Origin of the sequence: Thalassotalea mangrovi (assembly GCF_005116735.1) — a bacterium.
GTDB classification, from domain to species: domain Bacteria; phylum Pseudomonadota; class Gammaproteobacteria; order Enterobacterales; family Alteromonadaceae; genus Thalassotalea_A; species Thalassotalea_A mangrovi.
The window spans coordinates 58,889-75,759 of the sequence record NZ_SWDB01000033.1; the positions used below are offsets into that span (position 1 = coordinate 58,889).

The 16,871-nt window shown below is 45.0% G+C and carries 14 protein-coding genes; 5 read left to right on the forward strand and 9 right to left on the reverse strand.

Features of this window, described 5'->3' with window-relative positions; translation table 11 throughout:
• The first annotated feature begins 77 nt into the window (after positions 1-77).
• Complete coding sequence (gene yhbY, locus E8M12_RS13845; RefSeq protein ID WP_136736855.1) at positions 78-374, forward strand: ribosome assembly RNA-binding protein YhbY; 297 nt, start codon at positions 78-80, stop codon at positions 372-374.
• A gap of 139 nt (positions 375-513) precedes the next feature.
• Here the strand turns inward: yhbY and E8M12_RS13850 are convergent, their stop codons facing one another.
• The 7 genes from E8M12_RS13850 to E8M12_RS13880 form a co-directional block, all read right to left on the reverse strand.
• The gene (locus E8M12_RS13850; protein ID WP_136736856.1) at positions 514-1,293 is read right to left on the reverse strand and encodes a MipA/OmpV family protein; all 780 of its coding nucleotides are present in this window, start codon (positions 1,291-1,293) and stop codon (positions 514-516) included.
• Positions 1,294-1,430: 137 nt separating this feature from the next.
• Positions 1,431-1,907 (reverse strand): transcription elongation factor GreA, encoded by a 477-nt coding sequence (greA, locus tag E8M12_RS13855; protein ID WP_136736857.1) that lies wholly within the window; start codon positions 1,905-1,907, stop codon positions 1,431-1,433.
• On the reverse strand, positions 1,907-5,125 hold the full coding sequence (gene carB / locus E8M12_RS13860; protein ID WP_136736858.1) for a carbamoyl-phosphate synthase large subunit: 3,219 nt from the start codon (positions 5,123-5,125) through the stop codon (positions 1,907-1,909). Before carB ends, greA begins: the two co-directional genes overlap by 1 nt.
• A gap of 32 nt (positions 5,126-5,157) precedes the next feature.
• Positions 5,158-6,291, reverse strand: coding sequence for a glutamine-hydrolyzing carbamoyl-phosphate synthase small subunit (gene carA / locus E8M12_RS13865; RefSeq protein ID WP_136736859.1), 1,134 nt, complete (start codon positions 6,289-6,291; stop codon positions 5,158-5,160).
• A gap of 215 nt (positions 6,292-6,506) precedes the next feature.
• Entirely contained in the window at positions 6,507-7,310 is an 804-nt protein-coding gene (gene dapB / locus E8M12_RS13870; protein WP_136736860.1) for a 4-hydroxy-tetrahydrodipicolinate reductase, read from the reverse strand.
• Between the two features lie 442 nt (positions 7,311-7,752).
• The gene (gene bamJ / locus E8M12_RS13875; protein ID WP_136736861.1) at positions 7,753-8,373 is read right to left on the reverse strand and encodes a BamJ family beta-barrel-assembly machinery protein; all 621 of its coding nucleotides are present in this window, start codon (positions 8,371-8,373) and stop codon (positions 7,753-7,755) included.
• Positions 8,374-8,504: 131 nt separating this feature from the next.
• Positions 8,505-9,338 carry a M48 family metallopeptidase gene (locus E8M12_RS13880; protein ID WP_136736862.1) on the reverse strand — a complete coding sequence of 278 codons (834 nt, stop codon included), beginning with the start codon at positions 9,336-9,338 and terminating at the stop codon, positions 8,505-8,507.
• A gap of 344 nt (positions 9,339-9,682) precedes the next feature.
• Between E8M12_RS13880 and E8M12_RS13885 the strand changes: the two genes are divergently transcribed.
• The 4 genes from E8M12_RS13885 to hpf all read left to right on the forward strand — a co-directional run bounded on the left by E8M12_RS13885 (position 9,683) and on the right by hpf (position 12,943).
• Positions 9,683-10,102 carry a VOC family protein gene (locus E8M12_RS13885; protein ID WP_136736863.1) on the forward strand — a complete coding sequence of 140 codons (420 nt, stop codon included), beginning with the start codon at positions 9,683-9,685 and terminating at the stop codon, positions 10,100-10,102.
• A gap of 112 nt (positions 10,103-10,214) precedes the next feature.
• Entirely contained in the window at positions 10,215-11,804 is a 1,590-nt protein-coding gene (locus E8M12_RS13890; RefSeq protein WP_136736864.1) for an ABC-F family ATPase, read from the forward strand.
• Positions 11,805-12,049: 245 nt separating this feature from the next.
• On the forward strand, positions 12,050-12,469 hold the full coding sequence (locus E8M12_RS13895; protein ID WP_136736865.1) for a DUF1801 domain-containing protein: 420 nt from the start codon (positions 12,050-12,052) through the stop codon (positions 12,467-12,469).
• 135 nt (positions 12,470-12,604) lie between these two features.
• Complete coding sequence (gene hpf / locus E8M12_RS13900; RefSeq protein ID WP_136736866.1) at positions 12,605-12,943, forward strand: ribosome hibernation-promoting factor, HPF/YfiA family; 339 nt, start codon at positions 12,605-12,607, stop codon at positions 12,941-12,943.
• A 57-nt stretch (positions 12,944-13,000) separates the two neighbouring features.
• Here the strand turns inward: hpf and E8M12_RS13905 are convergent, their stop codons facing one another.
• Both E8M12_RS13905 and gltX read right to left on the reverse strand, forming a co-directional pair.
• Complete coding sequence (locus tag E8M12_RS13905) at positions 13,001-14,329, reverse strand: DEAD/DEAH box helicase (RefSeq protein WP_136736867.1); 1,329 nt, start codon at positions 14,327-14,329, stop codon at positions 13,001-13,003.
• Between the two features lie 393 nt (positions 14,330-14,722).
• Complete coding sequence (gltX, locus tag E8M12_RS13910) at positions 14,723-16,132, reverse strand: glutamate--tRNA ligase (protein ID WP_136736868.1); 1,410 nt, start codon at positions 16,130-16,132, stop codon at positions 14,723-14,725.
• Between the last annotated feature and the right edge of the window lie 739 nt (positions 16,133-16,871).

Consider the following 16,871-nt stretch of genomic DNA (forward strand, 5'->3'; position numbering starts at 1 on the left):
TGCATAGATAAATTAGTATTACTGACAAGATGGCGTTAAAATATAGGGAATTCAAGTAACCATCATGAAATTTTTTAATGAATCTAAATAAAAAACAAATTCAATACCTTAAAGGTCTGGCTCATTCGCTAAAACCTGTGGTGTTATTAGGCAGCAATGGCCTGACTGAAGCAGTAATCGCAGAAATCGACTACGCGCTTAATCACCATGAACTGATTAAGGTAAAAATCCCCACCGACGACAGAGAAGTTAAGCAGCTGATCATTGACGCCATCGTCCGTGAAACCGAAGCGACTAAAGTGCAAACCATTGGTAAAACTCTGGTTCTGTATCGCCAATCGGAAGAGAAGAAAATCGCGATTCCAAAAATGTAAAAGCACACAGAATTCGAGATTCAGGGCTCAAGTCTCAGAATGCTGAGACCTGGCCCAGACCTTTACCAAAGTACTTCATCTTCTCTTTCTTAATTTGGGGCCAGCGCCCTATCCCTGAACCACCATCATCTAATGCCGGTTAAAATCGCCTCGAGTAGGCAAAAAAGATGTCGATACGACTGGATTCATCCGTCAAGGGACTGTCGGCATAGGTATCGGCAAACCAGGTTTTTTCAATACCAATTCGAGTCATACCACCCCACAACACCGGTGTGAAAAAACTCAGGCCCAGGGTTGGATTAAGTGCCGACTTGGCTTGATAAAAAGGACGGTTGACCGTTGCTTCATTGGCTCTGACGCCATAGTAATAGTCCACCATGTTTTCACTCACATAACTAACACCGACGTTAGGTTCGAAGAAAAACGGCCCGTAATTCATCACCCGGCCAAATGTAGCAGACACCTCGTAACCATTTGACCGCCCAAGCACATCAAACATTGCCTGGGTATCAAGTCGCCAGTCATTTTTTTGCCATCTGACCCCGACGCCCGCATCCATGGAAAACTTTCTGGTTTCCATGCCTTCGAAGATAAAACTGTCATTGTCATCAAAACCAGCAAAACGCGGGGCAAGCTTGAGCGACACTTCAATAGCATCGGTTTCGAAGACATCGTAGCTGGCAAACGGCCCATAAATAGTAAACGATTCGCCGCGATAACCAATAACGGGGATCGGGATAAAGCGACGATCATAACCTTTATAAAGTTCGTTATTCAGGCTTAGTCCGAGTCCGTAAATAAAGCCATAAGGTTCGACTTTGGCACGATTATCGCCGCGGCCACGATTGCCATCATCGGCAGAGACCGAAGGCAGTATTAGCAAGCAAAAAAGAAAGATGGAAAAAACAAAGGGTTTCATGGATAGCGCAACTGTCCTGTCATTAATAGTATGGTTGAAATACGAAACCTTAATAACTCTGGTTCATCTTAAACAGGATTCAGTGGTGCTAGCAAAAAAAAGGCGCCAACAGGCGCCCTTTTCCAATCACAATATGATTACTTGTGCTCTACGGCCAGGATCTCATATTCAACAACACCGCCTGGCGTTTTAACTTCGACTTCCGAGTCTACCTCTTTACCAATTAAGGCACGGGCAATCGGTGAGTTGACGCTAATCCGGTTTTGTTTAATATCGGCTTCATCATCGCCTACGATTTGGTAAGCGACCTCTTCGTCAGTATCGATATTAAGCAAAGTCACGGTTACCCCAAAGATTACTTTGTGGTTATTTGGGATCTTAGTGATATCGATAATCTGGGCGTTACCTAATTTACCTTCAATCTCCTGGATACGGCCTTCACAAAAACCCTGTTCTTCACGGGCTGCGTGATATTCGGCATTCTCTTTAAGATCACCATGTTCGCGCGCTTCAGCAATCGCCGCGACGATTTCCGGGCGACGTACTGATTTTAAATAATTTAACTCGTCACGAAGCTTATCGGCTCCGTGAATCGTCATCGGAAACGTGTTCATTATTGACACCTTTTATGTAATTCTTGGATAGACGTTACCTTGTTACGGTCGTCTGCAGAATGAGCCATACAAGCAGCAAACGCAGCGTTTAACGTCGTAGTATAATTAACTTTATAACGTAATGCACCGCCACGAAGCTGTTTCGAATCTTCAATCGCCTTGCGACCTTCAGTGGTGTTAATAATGTAGCTGTACTCGCCATTCTTGATTCTATCAAGAATGTGCGGACGACCTTCATGTACTTTGTTGACCAGGCGAACCGGAACGTCCGCTTCACCAAGAACCACAGCAGTACCATGAGTTGCGTCAAGTTTGTAACCTAATTCAATTAACTGTTTGGCAAGTTCTACAACACGAGTCTTGTCACTGTCACGAACAGAAATTAACGCACGACCTGTTTTCGGAACCGTTACACCAGCACCAAGGTTGGCTTTTGCATACGCTTCTTCAAAGGTATCACCAACACCCATTACTTCACCAGTAGAGCGCATTTCCGGACCAACCAGTGGGTCAACACCGTGGAACTTGTTGAATGGAATCACAACTTCTTTCACTGAGAAGAAAGGAGGAATCGTTTCTTTGGTAACGCCCTGCTCGTCTAATGTCTTGCCTGACATGATACGAGCGGCGATTTTCGCTAAAGGAACGCCGGTAGCTTTAGAAACGAATGGCACAGTACGCGCAGCACGTGGGTTAACTTCGATTAGGTAAACCTTGTTATCTTTAACCGCAAACTGAGTATTCATCAGGCCGATTACGCCTAGCTCAAAGGCAAGTTTAGTTACCTGCTCGCGCATAACATCCTGAATTTCCTGACTCAGGCTGTACGCCGGTAATGAACAGGCAGAGTCACCCGAGTGAACACCCGCTTGTTCGATATGCTGCATGATGCCGCCGATAACGACGTTCTTACCGTCACACATGGCATCGATATCCACTTCGATGGCATCGTCAAGGAAACGGTCAAGCAGTACTGGCGCTTCGTTGGATACGCTTACCGCGTCATTCATATAACGACGCAGATCTTGCTCGTCATAAACGATTTCCATGGCACGACCACCGAGTACGTAAGATGGACGAACAACCATTGGGAAACCGATATCATTAGCTTTTGCTACCGCTTCTTCTAACGAGGTTACCGTCGCATTTTCCGGTTGTAGCAAATCAAGACGGTCAACCGCCTGCTGGAAACGCTCACGGTCTTCAGCACGGTCGATAGCATCTGGAGACGTACCGATAATTGGTACACCAGCCGCTTCAAGCGCTCGGGCTAGTTTCAGAGGTGTCTGACCGCCGTACTGAACGATAACGCCCTTAGGCTTTTCAACACGAACAATCTCTAATACGTCTTCAAACGTTACTGGTTCGAAGTACAGGCGATCTGAGGTGTCGTAGTCGGTAGATACGGTTTCTGGGTTACAGTTAACCATAATGGTTTCGTAACCATCTTCACGAAGTGCTAATGCTGCGTGTACACAACAGTAATCGAATTCGATACCCTGGCCGATACGGTTAGGACCACCACCTAAAATGATGATTTTGTCTTTATCTGACGGGTTAGCTTCACACTCTTCATCGTACGTTGAGTACATGTAAGCTGTATCAGAGCTAAATTCTGCCGCACAGGTATCAACACGCTTGTATACCGGGAAGATTTCCGCATTGTGACGCTTCTTACGGATTTCTGCTTCAGAAACACCGATTAGCTCAGCAAGGCGAATATCTGAGAAACCTTTACGCTTCAATAGGCGCAGGTATTCGTCGTTAAGAGCAGTCATGCCGCCATCAACAACTTTTTGCTCGTGCAACACGATGTCTTCAATCTGTACCAGGAACCAACGGTCGATTTTTGTAGCTTTAAATACATCTTCAACGCTAAGACCTAAACGGAAGGCATCAGCGATGTACCAGATACGCTCTGCACCGGCTTCCTGAAGCTCGTGCATGATCTTAGTTTTCGCACCCGGCTTAGTCACATCAACGATTGGATCAAAACCATGAGCGCCTACCTCAAGACCACGAAGTGCCTTTTGCATAGATTCTTGCTGGTTACGACCAATCGCCATTACCTCACCAACAGATTTCATCTGGGTAGTAAGACGGTCCTCAGCACCAACGAATTTCTCGAAGTTAAAGCGTGGGATCTTAGTCACAACGTAATCGATAGATGGTTCGAATGATGCTGGAGTTGCACCGCCGGTGATATCGTTACTTAATTCGTCAAGGGTGTAACCGATAGCAAGCTTGGCGGCAACTTTCGCAATTGGGAAACCTGTCGCTTTCGAAGCCAATGCTGAAGAGCGAGATACACGAGGGTTCATCTCGATGATAACCATACGGCCATCTTTCGGGTTAACACCAAACTGTACGTTAGAACCACCGGTTTCAACACCGATTTCACGCAGTACCGCAAGAGAAGCATTACGCATTAACTGATATTCTTTATCTGTTAGCGTTTGCGCTGGAGCAACAGTGATTGAGTCACCAGTGTGAATACCCATAGGGTCAAAGTTTTCAATTGAACAGATGATGATACAGTTGTCGTTTTTGTCACGAACCACTTCCATCTCGTATTCTTTCCAACCGATAAGCGATTCATCAATAAGTAGCTCGTTAGTCGGTGATAAATCTAAACCACGAGTACAGATTGTTTCGAATTCTTCTTGGTTGTATGCGATACCGCCACCAGTACCACCCATAGTAAACGATGGGCGAATAATACAAGGGAAACCGATACGCTTGGCTGTTTCTTTCGCTTCTTCCATCGAGTGAACGATTTCAGCACGTGGACATTCTAACCCAATGTTTTTCATTGCCTGGTCGAAACGTTCACGGTTTTCAGCTTTATCAATTGCGTCAGCCGTTGCACCAATCATCTCAACATCAAACTCTTCAAGTACGCCGTTTGATTCAAGTTCTAGTGCACAGTTCAATGCAGTCTGACCACCCATGGTAGGTAGTATTGCATCCGGACGCTCTTTTTCGATAATACGACGAACCACTTCCCAGTGAATTGGCTCGATGTAAGTTGCATCGGCCATGTTCGGGTCGGTCATGATGGTCGCTGGGTTAGAGTTAACAAGAATAACTCGATAACCTTCTTCTTTCAGCGCTTTACAAGCCTGAGCTCCCGAATAGTCGAATTCACAGGCTTGACCAATAACAATTGGACCTGCCCCTAAAATAAGAATACTTTTTATGTCAGTACGTTTTGGCATGTTTCTACTCTATCTATTCAGTTAGCTGGCGCTTATTTGGCTTTGTATTCGTTAATTAATTCGATGAAGTGATCGAACAATGGTGCCGCATCATGTGGACCTGGGCTTGCTTCAGGGTGACCCTGGAAGCTAAATGCCGGTTTGTCAGTGCGGTGGATACCCTGCAATGAACCATCGAATAATGACTTGTGAGTCGCTTCAAGGTTTGCAGGTAATGTATCTTCATCTACGGCGAAACCGTGGTTTTGCGAAGTGATCATAACCACGTCGCGGCCCATGTCTTTAACCGGGTGGTTAGCACCATGGTGACCAAATTTCATTTTTACTGTGTTGGCGCCTGAAGCCAGGCCTAAAAGCTGGTGACCAAGACAGATACCGAAAACCGGAATGTCGGTTTCCAGGAAAGATTTAATGGCAGAGATGGCATAATCACACGGCTCTGGGTCGCCCGGGCCATTGGAAAGGAAGATACCATCTGGATTCATCGCTAATACTTCAGAGGCTGGTGTCTGTGCCGGTACTACGGTTAGCTTACAACCGCGGTCAGCTAGCATGCGCAGGATGTTACGTTTGGCGCCAAAGTCATAAGCAACGACATGATGTGGAAACTCTTCAGGGCTCACATGGCCTTTACCAAGCTGCCAGCTTCCCTCAGACCAGGTGTATTGCTCTTTGGTGGAAACCACTTTCGCCAGATCCATGCCTTTCAGGCCAGGGAAATCATTGGCTAAGGTTTGCGCTTTTTCTGTATCAAGGTCGCTACCGGCCATAATACAGCCATTCTGTGCACCTTTCTCGCGAAGAATTCGGGTCAGTTTGCGAGTATCGATATCGGCGATACCTAAAATATTATTGGCAACCAGGTATTCGGATAAGGTTTGTTCATTACGGAAATTGCTTGCCAGTAATGGCAAATCACGGATCACCAAACCCTTGGCCCAGACATCGGCAGACTCTGCGTCTTCTGAATTGGTACCGGTGTTGCCGATATGCGGATAAGTCAAAGTGACTATTTGTTCAGCGTAGGATGGATCAGTAAGAATTTCTTGATAGCCTGTCATCGCCGTATTAAATACAACCTCGCCAACGGCTGCCCCAGTTGCACCAATTGCAGTGCCCTTAAAAATAGTGCCGTCTTCCAGCACCAAGATGGCAGATTTAGTCAATTTAACCTCCATAGTGAAGAAATAGTCTATAACTGCTAAATATTGAGCTTTCCCAAGCAAATCTAACAATTATTGAGCGGATTTAATGCCAAAAGCTAATTTTTGGCAAATTCCGCGCATTTTACGCGTTACAGAGTAATCCGTCTATAACAAATTAAAACTAATTAACGGTTTCAGGTTAAAAACTTAACCAAACCGTCAAAAACTACAATTATCTATTTCAATCCAAGTACATCTTGCATGTCATAAAAACCATTTTTTGCTGAGCTCAACCAACGTGCAGCACGCATTGCTCCTAATGCGAACGTCATCCGCGACGTTGCCTTGTGAGAGATTTCCAGACGTTCTCCCAAATCTGCAAAAAATGCCGTATGCTCGCCTACGATGTCGCCAGCTCGCACGGTTGCAAAGCCTATGGTATCGGCTTTTCGTTCGTCACTGATACCTTCTCGTCCATATACCGCACACTCATTTAAATCACGACCCAGGGTATCGGCAATCACCTGCCCCATTTTCACTGCAGTGCCTGACGGGGCGTCCTTCTTGAAGCGATGATGAGCCTCAAAAATTTCTATATCAGTATAGTCGCCAATCGCCTGAGCGGTAATTTGCAATAACTTAAACAACAGATTGACACCAACGCTGGTATTGGGTGCTAATACCAACGGAATTTTTTTACCGTAATCACGAATTCGCTGCTCTTCATCGGCGTCAAATCCTGTGGTGCCAATCAATAAGGCTTTGTGATGAGTAGCACACCAATCAAGGTGAGTTAATGTCGCACCAGGTGCGGTAAAATCAATGAAAACATCTGCCGCCGACAATTCGTCCATTGAGGCGGTAATTGGTGCCCCTACTTTACCCATGCCACACAACTCACCGGCATCAACGCCTACCAGGGTAGAGTTTTGACGAACGGAACCGCCCACCAGAATAATATCGTCTGCTTCAATGGCAGCTTTTAGCAGGTTTTGCCCCATGCGACCGGAACAACCCAAAATAGCGACTTTTATTGTCATTGATGATCCTTCAAATATATTGGCGATAAGCTGCAAGGCTCAAGCGACAGGTCACTTTGCGAATGAATCGAATCATTAGCGCCTTTACTTCAGCTTATGTCACCGCAAGTTATCTTGTTATACCAATCACATTAAGTTTGTGCACAACTCAGAGTTAGGGCAGAGGTTCAGTTACAACATAGATTTCATTGATATAGTCATTCTATATTAATGAAATCTAGGGTCGTAAATGGGCCTCTGATAAACTCCCTACGGGTGAGTTTTAAAGGCGTTTATCCTGCGTTACTGATTTTGACAATGGAACGACCATTCTCTGCAATCAAAGCCTTGTCTAAACGCCTTTAAATTCTCACTGAGTGAGCAATAATTTAATGTGATTGGTATTATTTCTAATTCTTTACGTTTCAGCCAAAAGAAAGCCGGGATAACCCGGCTTACTCAATTATAAAATATCTAACAGTTCCACATCGAACACCAGGGTTGCATATGGAGGGATCGCGCCTTGTGAACCGCGCTCGCCATAGGCCAGGTGATAAGGTACGTGCAGACGCCATTTAGAACCAACAGGCATCATTTGTAGGGCTTCCGTCCAACCGGCAATAACACCGTTAACCGGGAATTCAGCTGGCTGACCGCGATCGTATGAACTGTCGAACACTTTACCGTCCGGGAAAGTACCGTGGTAGTGAGTGCGTACCGTGCTAGATGCAGTTGGCTTGTCACCATTACCTTCAACAAGGATTTCATACTGAAGACCTGATTCTGTCACTGTGATGTCGTCACGCTTGGCGTTTTCAGCAAGGTATGCTTCGCCGGCAGCAGCCGCTTCTTTTGCTGCTGCAGCTTCTTGCTCTTGCAATTTCTTAGAAACAACAGTGAAAGCTTCCTGTAGAGCTTCCTGGCTAACCGCACTTGCAGCTCCAGCCAATGCGTCGGCAATACCAGCCTGCACTGCTGCTACATCAAATTCTTTAAATGGGTTGTTACGCAACTGATCGCCTAACTGACGACCGACACCGTAACTAACACGTTGCTCAATAGACTCAAATTTATTTTCTGACATGATAGCTTCTTCTGTAAAAAATTCGCCGGCAAGCTTAGCATATCCAAATTCAAGTCTACAGACCTTTTGCCAAAGAAATCTGGCAAAAGGTCTGTGTTGCTGTGTTGAATTATTTCAGAAAGTTGAGTTTTCTATTGCGATTTTTTCGGAGTGGGAATTTTAGGTTTTGGGCATTGCGGACGTGTTGTCGCAGCCGCATACATAGGCTCAGACTTTTCCAGGTGTTTACTCAAATTATTGATGCGGGTTTGATTGGATGGATGCGTAGACAACCATTCAGGTGGCTCGCCACCGCCGGCTTTTGCCATATTGCGCCATAATGCCACGGAAGCACTCGGATCGAATCCGGATTTCGCCATCAGCTCCTGACCGATAATATCGGCTTCAGTTTCATGGGTGCGGCCATAGGGCATTAAAATACCATATTGAACACCAATCCCCATACCCGCCAGGATTAACGCTTTATTATCCACATCACTTAGCGCCAGGCCAGTACCCGCAACTGCGAGACCAACTTTACTGATTTGATCAGAACTTAACCGTTCATTCGAGTGCTGGGCAATGACGTGCCCGACTTCATGACCAACGATAGCCGCTAATTGCCCGGCATTTTCCGTCACCTCTAAAATCCCGGTATATACGCCGATTTTACCACCCGGTAAGGCAAACGCATTGACCATGTCCGAGTCAAAAACCACCACTTCCCAGCTTCCCTGATGAACGCTGGAATCGACATTTACGGTGATCGCATCGGCAACACACTGGACAAATTTATTGACCGCCACATCCTGGGAAATGGTTTCCTGCTTTTTCATCTCGTCAAAAGAGCGTGCGCCCATTTGATTCAGTTCATCCGGTGAATGCATAAGTAGCTGTGTGCGTCCCGTTGGTGACGTGCTGCACGCGGCCAGCATGGCCGACACAAGTATTGGTATAAGAAGGCGATATTTATTATCAGATAACATGCCAGTGATTGTCCTTTCTGCCCAGTGTTGTTGTTAACCCATTGTAAAACCCTGTCCGGCATTCGCCAAGTGATAATTAACACCGGTGCGGCAAAGCGAGTCAGCTATTCATGAAAACAGTTGGATATGCTACCGATGAGCAGCAAATTCGTTTATTACTAATACCAACACTATAATCAAAGGGTAGCCGGTGATTTATGGCGGAATTGTAATATTTGCCTATACTAGAACACCCAACATTGAACTTTGCTTTAATTACATGGAGTTAACTCCGGGCAAGGGAGTTTCGGGTAGGCAGGGGCAGACTGACCCGAACCGCTCACCATGGATAAAGGAATAACAATATGCTGACACCTCAACATATCGATCATATCGTACTCAATGCTCAGAAATCTCCTGAGGAAATGCTTAATTTTTATTGTCAGGTCCTGGGCTGTGTTGTCGAACGCCAGGAACCAGAGTTTCACTTAACCCAGCTGCGAGCCGGCTTTTCCATCATCGACCTGTTAACCGGACCCAATGATCAAACTCAACTCAACGGTAAATCTGCAAACCAACGTGGCTGCAACAATGTCGATCACTTCTGCCTGACCGTAAACGAAACGATTGATGATGACTTACTCACCTGGTTTGCCGATCATGGTATTGAATGTTCCGATATTCACGACAATTATGGCGCCCAGGGTTTTGGCGAGTCGGTTTACATTAAGGACCCCCTTGGCAATACCATCGAAATCAAAACCATGAAGCCTGCTCCCCTGTAAGATTTCCCTGATTACATTTGGTATTAGCGCTCAAGCATCGCACCATTCCTATCTGCCAGGCATTGCTTTATAATGCCGGCAATTTTTTAAGCCCATATTCAGGAATAGTGCATTGATCACCACAGCGAATATCACCATGCAATTTGGTGCTAAACCTCTTTTCGAAAACATCTCAGTTAAATTTGGCGGCGGTAACCGCTACGGACTGATTGGCGCCAATGGTTGCGGTAAATCCACCTTTATGAAAATCCTTGGTAGCGATTTAGAACCAAGCGGCGGCAACGTTTCGGTCGATGTTAACGAACGCGTTGGTAAACTTCGTCAGGACCAGTTCGCGTTTGAAACCTACTCGGTTATTGATACGGTGATCATGGGACACACCGAACTTTGGGCAATCAAAGAAGAGCGTGATCGTATCTACTCTTTACCAGAGATGAGTGAAGAAGATGGTATGAAAGTTGCCGATCTGGAAACCCAGTTCGCCGAAATGGATGGTTATACTGCCGAGAGCCGCGCCGGTGAATTATTAATGGGCGTTGGCATCCCAATTGACCAGCATTTTGGCCCAATGAGCGAAATTGCACCGGGCTGGAAACTGCGGGTGCTGTTGGCACAGGCGCTGTTTTCCGATCCTGACATCCTGCTACTTGATGAGCCGACCAACAACCTGGATATTCACACGATTCAATGGCTTGAAGACGTTCTTAATGAACGCAATTCAACCATGATTATTATTTCCCATGACCGTCACTTCTTAAATAGTGTCTGTACCCATATGGCTGACCTGGATTACGGTGAGTTACGCATCTACCCGGGTAATTACGATGAATACATGCTGGCTGCCACTCAGGCTCGAGCGCGTTTAATGGCGGATAACGCTAAGAAAAAAGCCCAGATTGCCGAACTTCAGGAATTCGTTCGTCGCTTCTCGGCTAATGCATCAAAGGCCAAGCAAGCCACATCCCGTGCTAAGCAAATCGATAAAATACAACTGGATGATGTAAAAGCATCATCTCGTGTGAACCCGTTTATTCGCTTTGAACAGGAAAAGAAACTATTCCGCAACGCCATCGAGATCGAAAACCTGAGTAAGGCATTTGATGACAAGACAATTTTTAGCAACGTTAACTTGATGGCCGAAGTTGGCGAAAAGATTGCGGTTATCGGTGAAAATGGTATTGGTAAAACCACGTTTTTGCGCACCTTGATGAATGAATTGCAACCTGAGAGCGGTGAAGTGAAATGGTCAGAAAATGCCAATATCGCCTATTACGCCCAGGATCATGCGGATCAATTCGAACAGGATATGACCCTGTTTGACTGGATGAGCCAGTGGAAAAAACCCGAGGACGATGAGCAGGTAGTACGAGGCTTTCTCGGACGTTTACTGTTCTCCCAGGACGATATTAAAAAGTCTGTAAAGGTGTTGTCTGGTGGTGAGCAAGGGCGCATGCTGTTCGGCAAAATGATGATGCAGCATCCAAATATCCTGGTACTCGATGAACCGACAAACCACATGGATATGGAGTCGATTGAATCTCTCAATATTGCTTTGGAAAAGTATGAAGGCACACTGATTTTCGTCAGTCATGACCGTGAGTTTGTCTCGTCGTTAGCGACTCGGATCATTGAATTGAAAGGTGATCATTATGTCGATTTTGCCGGCGGCTATGAAGAGTACTTAGCCAGCCAGGCTGGTTAGTTTACGGGTTAACCTAAAGCCACAAAGGGAGTCTTCGGACTCCTTTTTTATTGGCTGATTTCAGGCTTTGATAAATTTAATGGGCGACCGCTCACAACGCAATAACGCTCTACATTTCAGGCTATTAGATTGTGTAAAGGTCATTGTGATTTTAACAAACTTAATTGCTTTGAATTTAACGCTTGTCAATTTAATAACAATGGGAGTAAGCTGAAACCAAGTTCGAAAAACGATTAAGGTGGTTAATGAGCGAAAACAAAACCCAGTTAACAGACCTTAATCCCGATACCTTTATCGCTGCTATCGAACACCCGGTGAAACGCCAGGACAGCGAGCAACTGTTGCAACTTTTTAGCAGCATCACCAAACAAAAACCTCAACTTTGGGGAACTTCCATAATTGGCTTCGGTCAATATCATTACCGCTATGAATCAGGACGTGAAGGAGACTTTTTACGAACCGGCTTTGCGCCGCGAAAACAAAATATCGCCATATACATTATGCCGGGATTTGCACCGTACCAGCCGTTATTGAATAAATTAGGCAAGCACAAAATCGGCAAATCCTGCTTGTACATTAACAAGCTCGCAGACATCGATATGACGATACTGACACGACTTATTGAAACAGCTTACTTGGATATGAACGAAAAATATCCTATATAAAACAATAGGTTTTAAAATTTACTTAACAACAAGGACCCCTACTCTCAATAATTTAAAATTTTTATCAATTTAAGCTTGTAACGATAAACTTTCGTCCCCATGCTTATTATGAAGACTCGAAAAAAGGAGAGCTGTATGAAAATAAATATTTCAGGCCATCACGTAGAAGTAACCGAGGCTATCGCCGATGTCATCCACAGCAAGTACGCTAAAGTAGCGAATCATTTCCCCGACTTAATGTCTCTCGATATCATCCTGAAAGTGGAGAAAAATATCCAAAAAATCGAAGTCACCACATTGTATGAAAATGTCAAAGTTTCTGTTTCCGCCGTTGCCGATGATTTATATAAAGCCATTGGCGACTCGGTTAAAAAGTTAGAGTCGGCGTTAAAACACCGAAAAGGCATCATAAAAGCCAATCTCTATGATAAATATCAGGTGCCAGAGCAAGAACTGGTAGCCCCAACTACCTAACTGGTTGCATACAAAAAAAGAGCATCATAATTGATGCTCTTTTTTCTGGTTCAGGTATTATTCACCGTCGTCGACATATTCCCCTGGCTTGCGCCGCATAACTGGTAAATCACCGATATCCTCAGCTTCATGAAAAATACGCTTTTTCGGCTTAGCCTTGGCTTTACCCGCTTTTTTCTGCACCGGTTTATCGCTGCGTCCCTGAGGTTTTGCTTTGCGTGTCGCTTTTGGTGTTAACCCTTTAAAGTTGGCCTGCAGTCCATTGATCACGCTAAATTCAATTTGTTGCTGTAAAAATGCCTGAATATTGAGATAGCTTTGCCAGTCTTTCGGGCCAATAAATGAAATTGCATCACCCTTTTCACCTGCCCGACCGGTGCGACCGATACGATGCACGTACTCTTCAGGATGTTTGGGTAAATCAAAATTAATGACATGCGATACATTGACCAAATCCAGGCCCCTGGAAGCGAGATCCGTCGTCACCAGAATTTTCGCCTGGCCTTTGCCAAACTGTTCCATAATTCGGTTACGCTCAGATTGCTTCAAGTCGCCACTTAACGCCAGTGAGCTTATCCCCTGCTCCTGCAGGAAGCTTGCCAGTCGTTCGGTATCCGCACGGGTCGCGGTAAAAATAATCATTTGCTGAAACGATTCATTACTCAACAGATGATTAAGCAAGGCTTCTTTGTGATCGAGATGGTCACTCAAAATAAAGCGTTGCTGGATATCCTTGTGCTCAGAGGTAATTTCTCCAACTGCAATTCGCTTCGGCTTATTCAGTAAATCCAACGCAAAATCTTCAACCTGCTGGTGATCCATGGTGGCCGAAAACATCAAAGTCTGACGCTTGCGATGGTCCGCAGCCTGATGAATACGTTTAAGCTGATCGGCAAAGCCTAAATCCAGCATACGATCCGCTTCATCAAGTATGAGTAGCTCTAATCCATGTAAGTAAAAATGACCTTGATCCAGGTGATCAGCAAGTCGGCCCGGAGTAGCAACAATGATATGCGGATCCCGGGATAGCACTTTTACCTGATCATTGAAATTTTCACCGCCAAGTATCAACACAGACTTGAACTGGGTACCGGCGCTTACCAGACGCAACTGCCCAAATACCTGTTTTGCCAATTCTCTGGTCGGGGTCAAAATTACCACCCGCGGATCACGCTTTGCCAACGCCCTCTGGCGAATCAAACGATGTAATGCCGGCAACAAAAATGCCAGGGTTTTGCCGGAGCCGGTTTTTGAAGACGCAATCAGGTCATGACCTGCCATCGCGGCCGGGATCGCCTGTTGTTGAATGTCTGATGCCTTTTCAAAACCCAGGTGGTCTATGGCTTTAACGAGTCGGTTATCCAGATTAAATTGATCAAATTGCAAAAATCTATGCTCCTTCGGGCATGGTCATCAATAGCGCTAACATTCGCTATTGGTAAAAAACGCACGCCATTCATAGAATAGATGAGCGGTGCGTTATTTTATACCAATTACACTAAGTTTGTGCACAACTCAGAGTTAGGGCAGAGGTTCAGTTGCAACATAGATTTCATTGATATAGTCATTCTATATTAATGAAATATAGGGCCGTAAATGGACCTCTGATAAACTCCCTACGGGTGAGTTTTAAAGGCTTTTATACGGCATTACTGATTTTGACAATGGAGCGACCATTCTCTGCAATCAAAGCCTTGCCTAAAAGCCTTTAAATTCTCACTGAGTGAGCAATAATTTAATGTAATTGGTATTAATAAGACTTAGTTACAGTGTAGTCGCTTATTGCTGAGCTCGAGCATCAATAAAGGCGATGGCTTTTTCGATCCGAGACACAACCTGCGCGGGTGCAAGTAACGCCAATGTCACGTCCAGTGAAGGCGAATTACCACCACCAGTAGCCGCTACTCGTAATGGCATACCCACTTTACCCATACCGACTTCAAGCTCATCTGCGGTACCATTAATTGCTGCCTGGATATTCTCAGGTGTCCACTCGGAAATTGCTGCCAATTTGGTTTTTACCAGCTTAAGCGGCTCTTTCGCGACGCCACGCAGATGCTTTTTCGCTGCCTTTTCGTCAAACTCCTGGTATTCCTCATAAAAATAACGGCTGATTTGCGCCATTTCTTTTAAGGTTTTTACCCGATCGGCCTGAACCTTAACAACTTCTGACAATGCCGGACCGTTATCAGTATTAATGCCCTGCTCGTCCATGTGCCATTGCAGGTGACTGGCAACATACTCAGGGTCCAATGACTTCATGTAATGCTGGTTTACCCAGATTAGTTTTTCCGTATTAAAGGCTGAAGGCGCACGGTTACAACCGGATAAATCAAACAGCTCGATCATTTCGTCGCGTGAGAAAATTTCCTGGTCGCCATGAGACCAACCCAAACGCACTAAATAGTTAAGCAAGGCTTCTGGCAGGTAACCGTCATCACGGTACTGCATTACGCCAACCGCGCCATGACGTTTCGACAAACGCTTGCCATCATCGCCGAGAATCATCGGAATATGGGCGTACTTAGGTAATGGTGCTCCAAGGGCCTTCAGGATATTGATTTGACGAGGCGTATTGTTAACGTGATCGTCACCGCGGATAACATGGGTGATTTTCATATCCCAGTCATCGACAACAACTGTCAGGTTGTAAGTTGGAGAGCCATCCGAACGGGCAATGATCAAATCGTCCAGTTCTTTGTTGGAAATTTCAATATTGCCCTTCACCAAATCTTCAATGATAACCGAACCATCGAGAGGGTTTTTAAAACGAATTACGTAAGGCTTGTCTGCTGGATAATCGGTGCGCTCACGCCACATACCGTTATAACGCGGCTTTTCGCCCTTGGCGCGCTGCTCTTCACGCATCAGTTCGACCTCTTCCGGCGTACAGTAACAACGGTAAGCATGACCGTTATCCAGTAATTGCTGGATCACTTCTTTGTAGCGATCAAAACGCTTGGTTTGATAGAAAGGACCTAAGTTCCAGTCAAGTTTCAACCAGTTCATGCCGTCCATAATTGCATCGACAGATGCCTGCGTTGAACGTTCTAAATCCGTATCTTCAATCCTAAGCACAAAATCACCGCCATTTTTTTTGGCAAATAACCAGCTATACAGGGCTGTACGGGCACCACCAACGTGCAAATAACCAGTTGGACTTGGCGCAAAACGGGTTGTTAAAGTCATATTTATCTCACTAACAAAGTCTCTGTCGTTAACGCTTTGGTATCGCAGAGAAACACGGAAAAATTTTGCGGCATATTTTAGCAGAGGACGGGGGTAGTTAAAATGTGAAATTTAACGCGTACGCAACAAAAATCGTTACTACGAATGAGGTAAGCTTCGCTGACGGAAGAGGAAGGTGGAAGAAAAAGCAATTCAAAAGCGTCATGCCGTGATACTACACGGCATCTTGAGTGAGAGACGAGTGTCTCTTATGTGCCAAACTCGGTCCGTTAGCAATTGCTAATATAAGTCTAATTATACTACTCCCAAGGAAGTCGATATTCCAACAAGACTCAACAAATCTTTGACTGAATCGATTAGACAAAAGAACTAGGAAGAAAAAGCTCTTATGTTAACAGCTCTATGATGCGTAGGTCATCGTAATTGAATTTTAGAGTTATCTACTATCACTTTGCTGGTGCAATATAGCAAGTAACTGGTAACTAAAAACCAACTAACAGCAAACAGTGTATGCGTTATGCCATGATAAGCTGCTTTCAGGTATACAAAATAATTAAATATCAAGTATGCCGATAATAACAACCCCAATTTAATTCGAGCCCATAATTTCGGTTTGCCGAACCACATTTTGACTGATTTTTCTTTCCCTAGTACCCAATACCCCTGTTAATTTGCATCGAAAATTGATCCACTTCAACCCCTAATTTGCATCCAAAATTGATCCACTTCTTTAATTAGT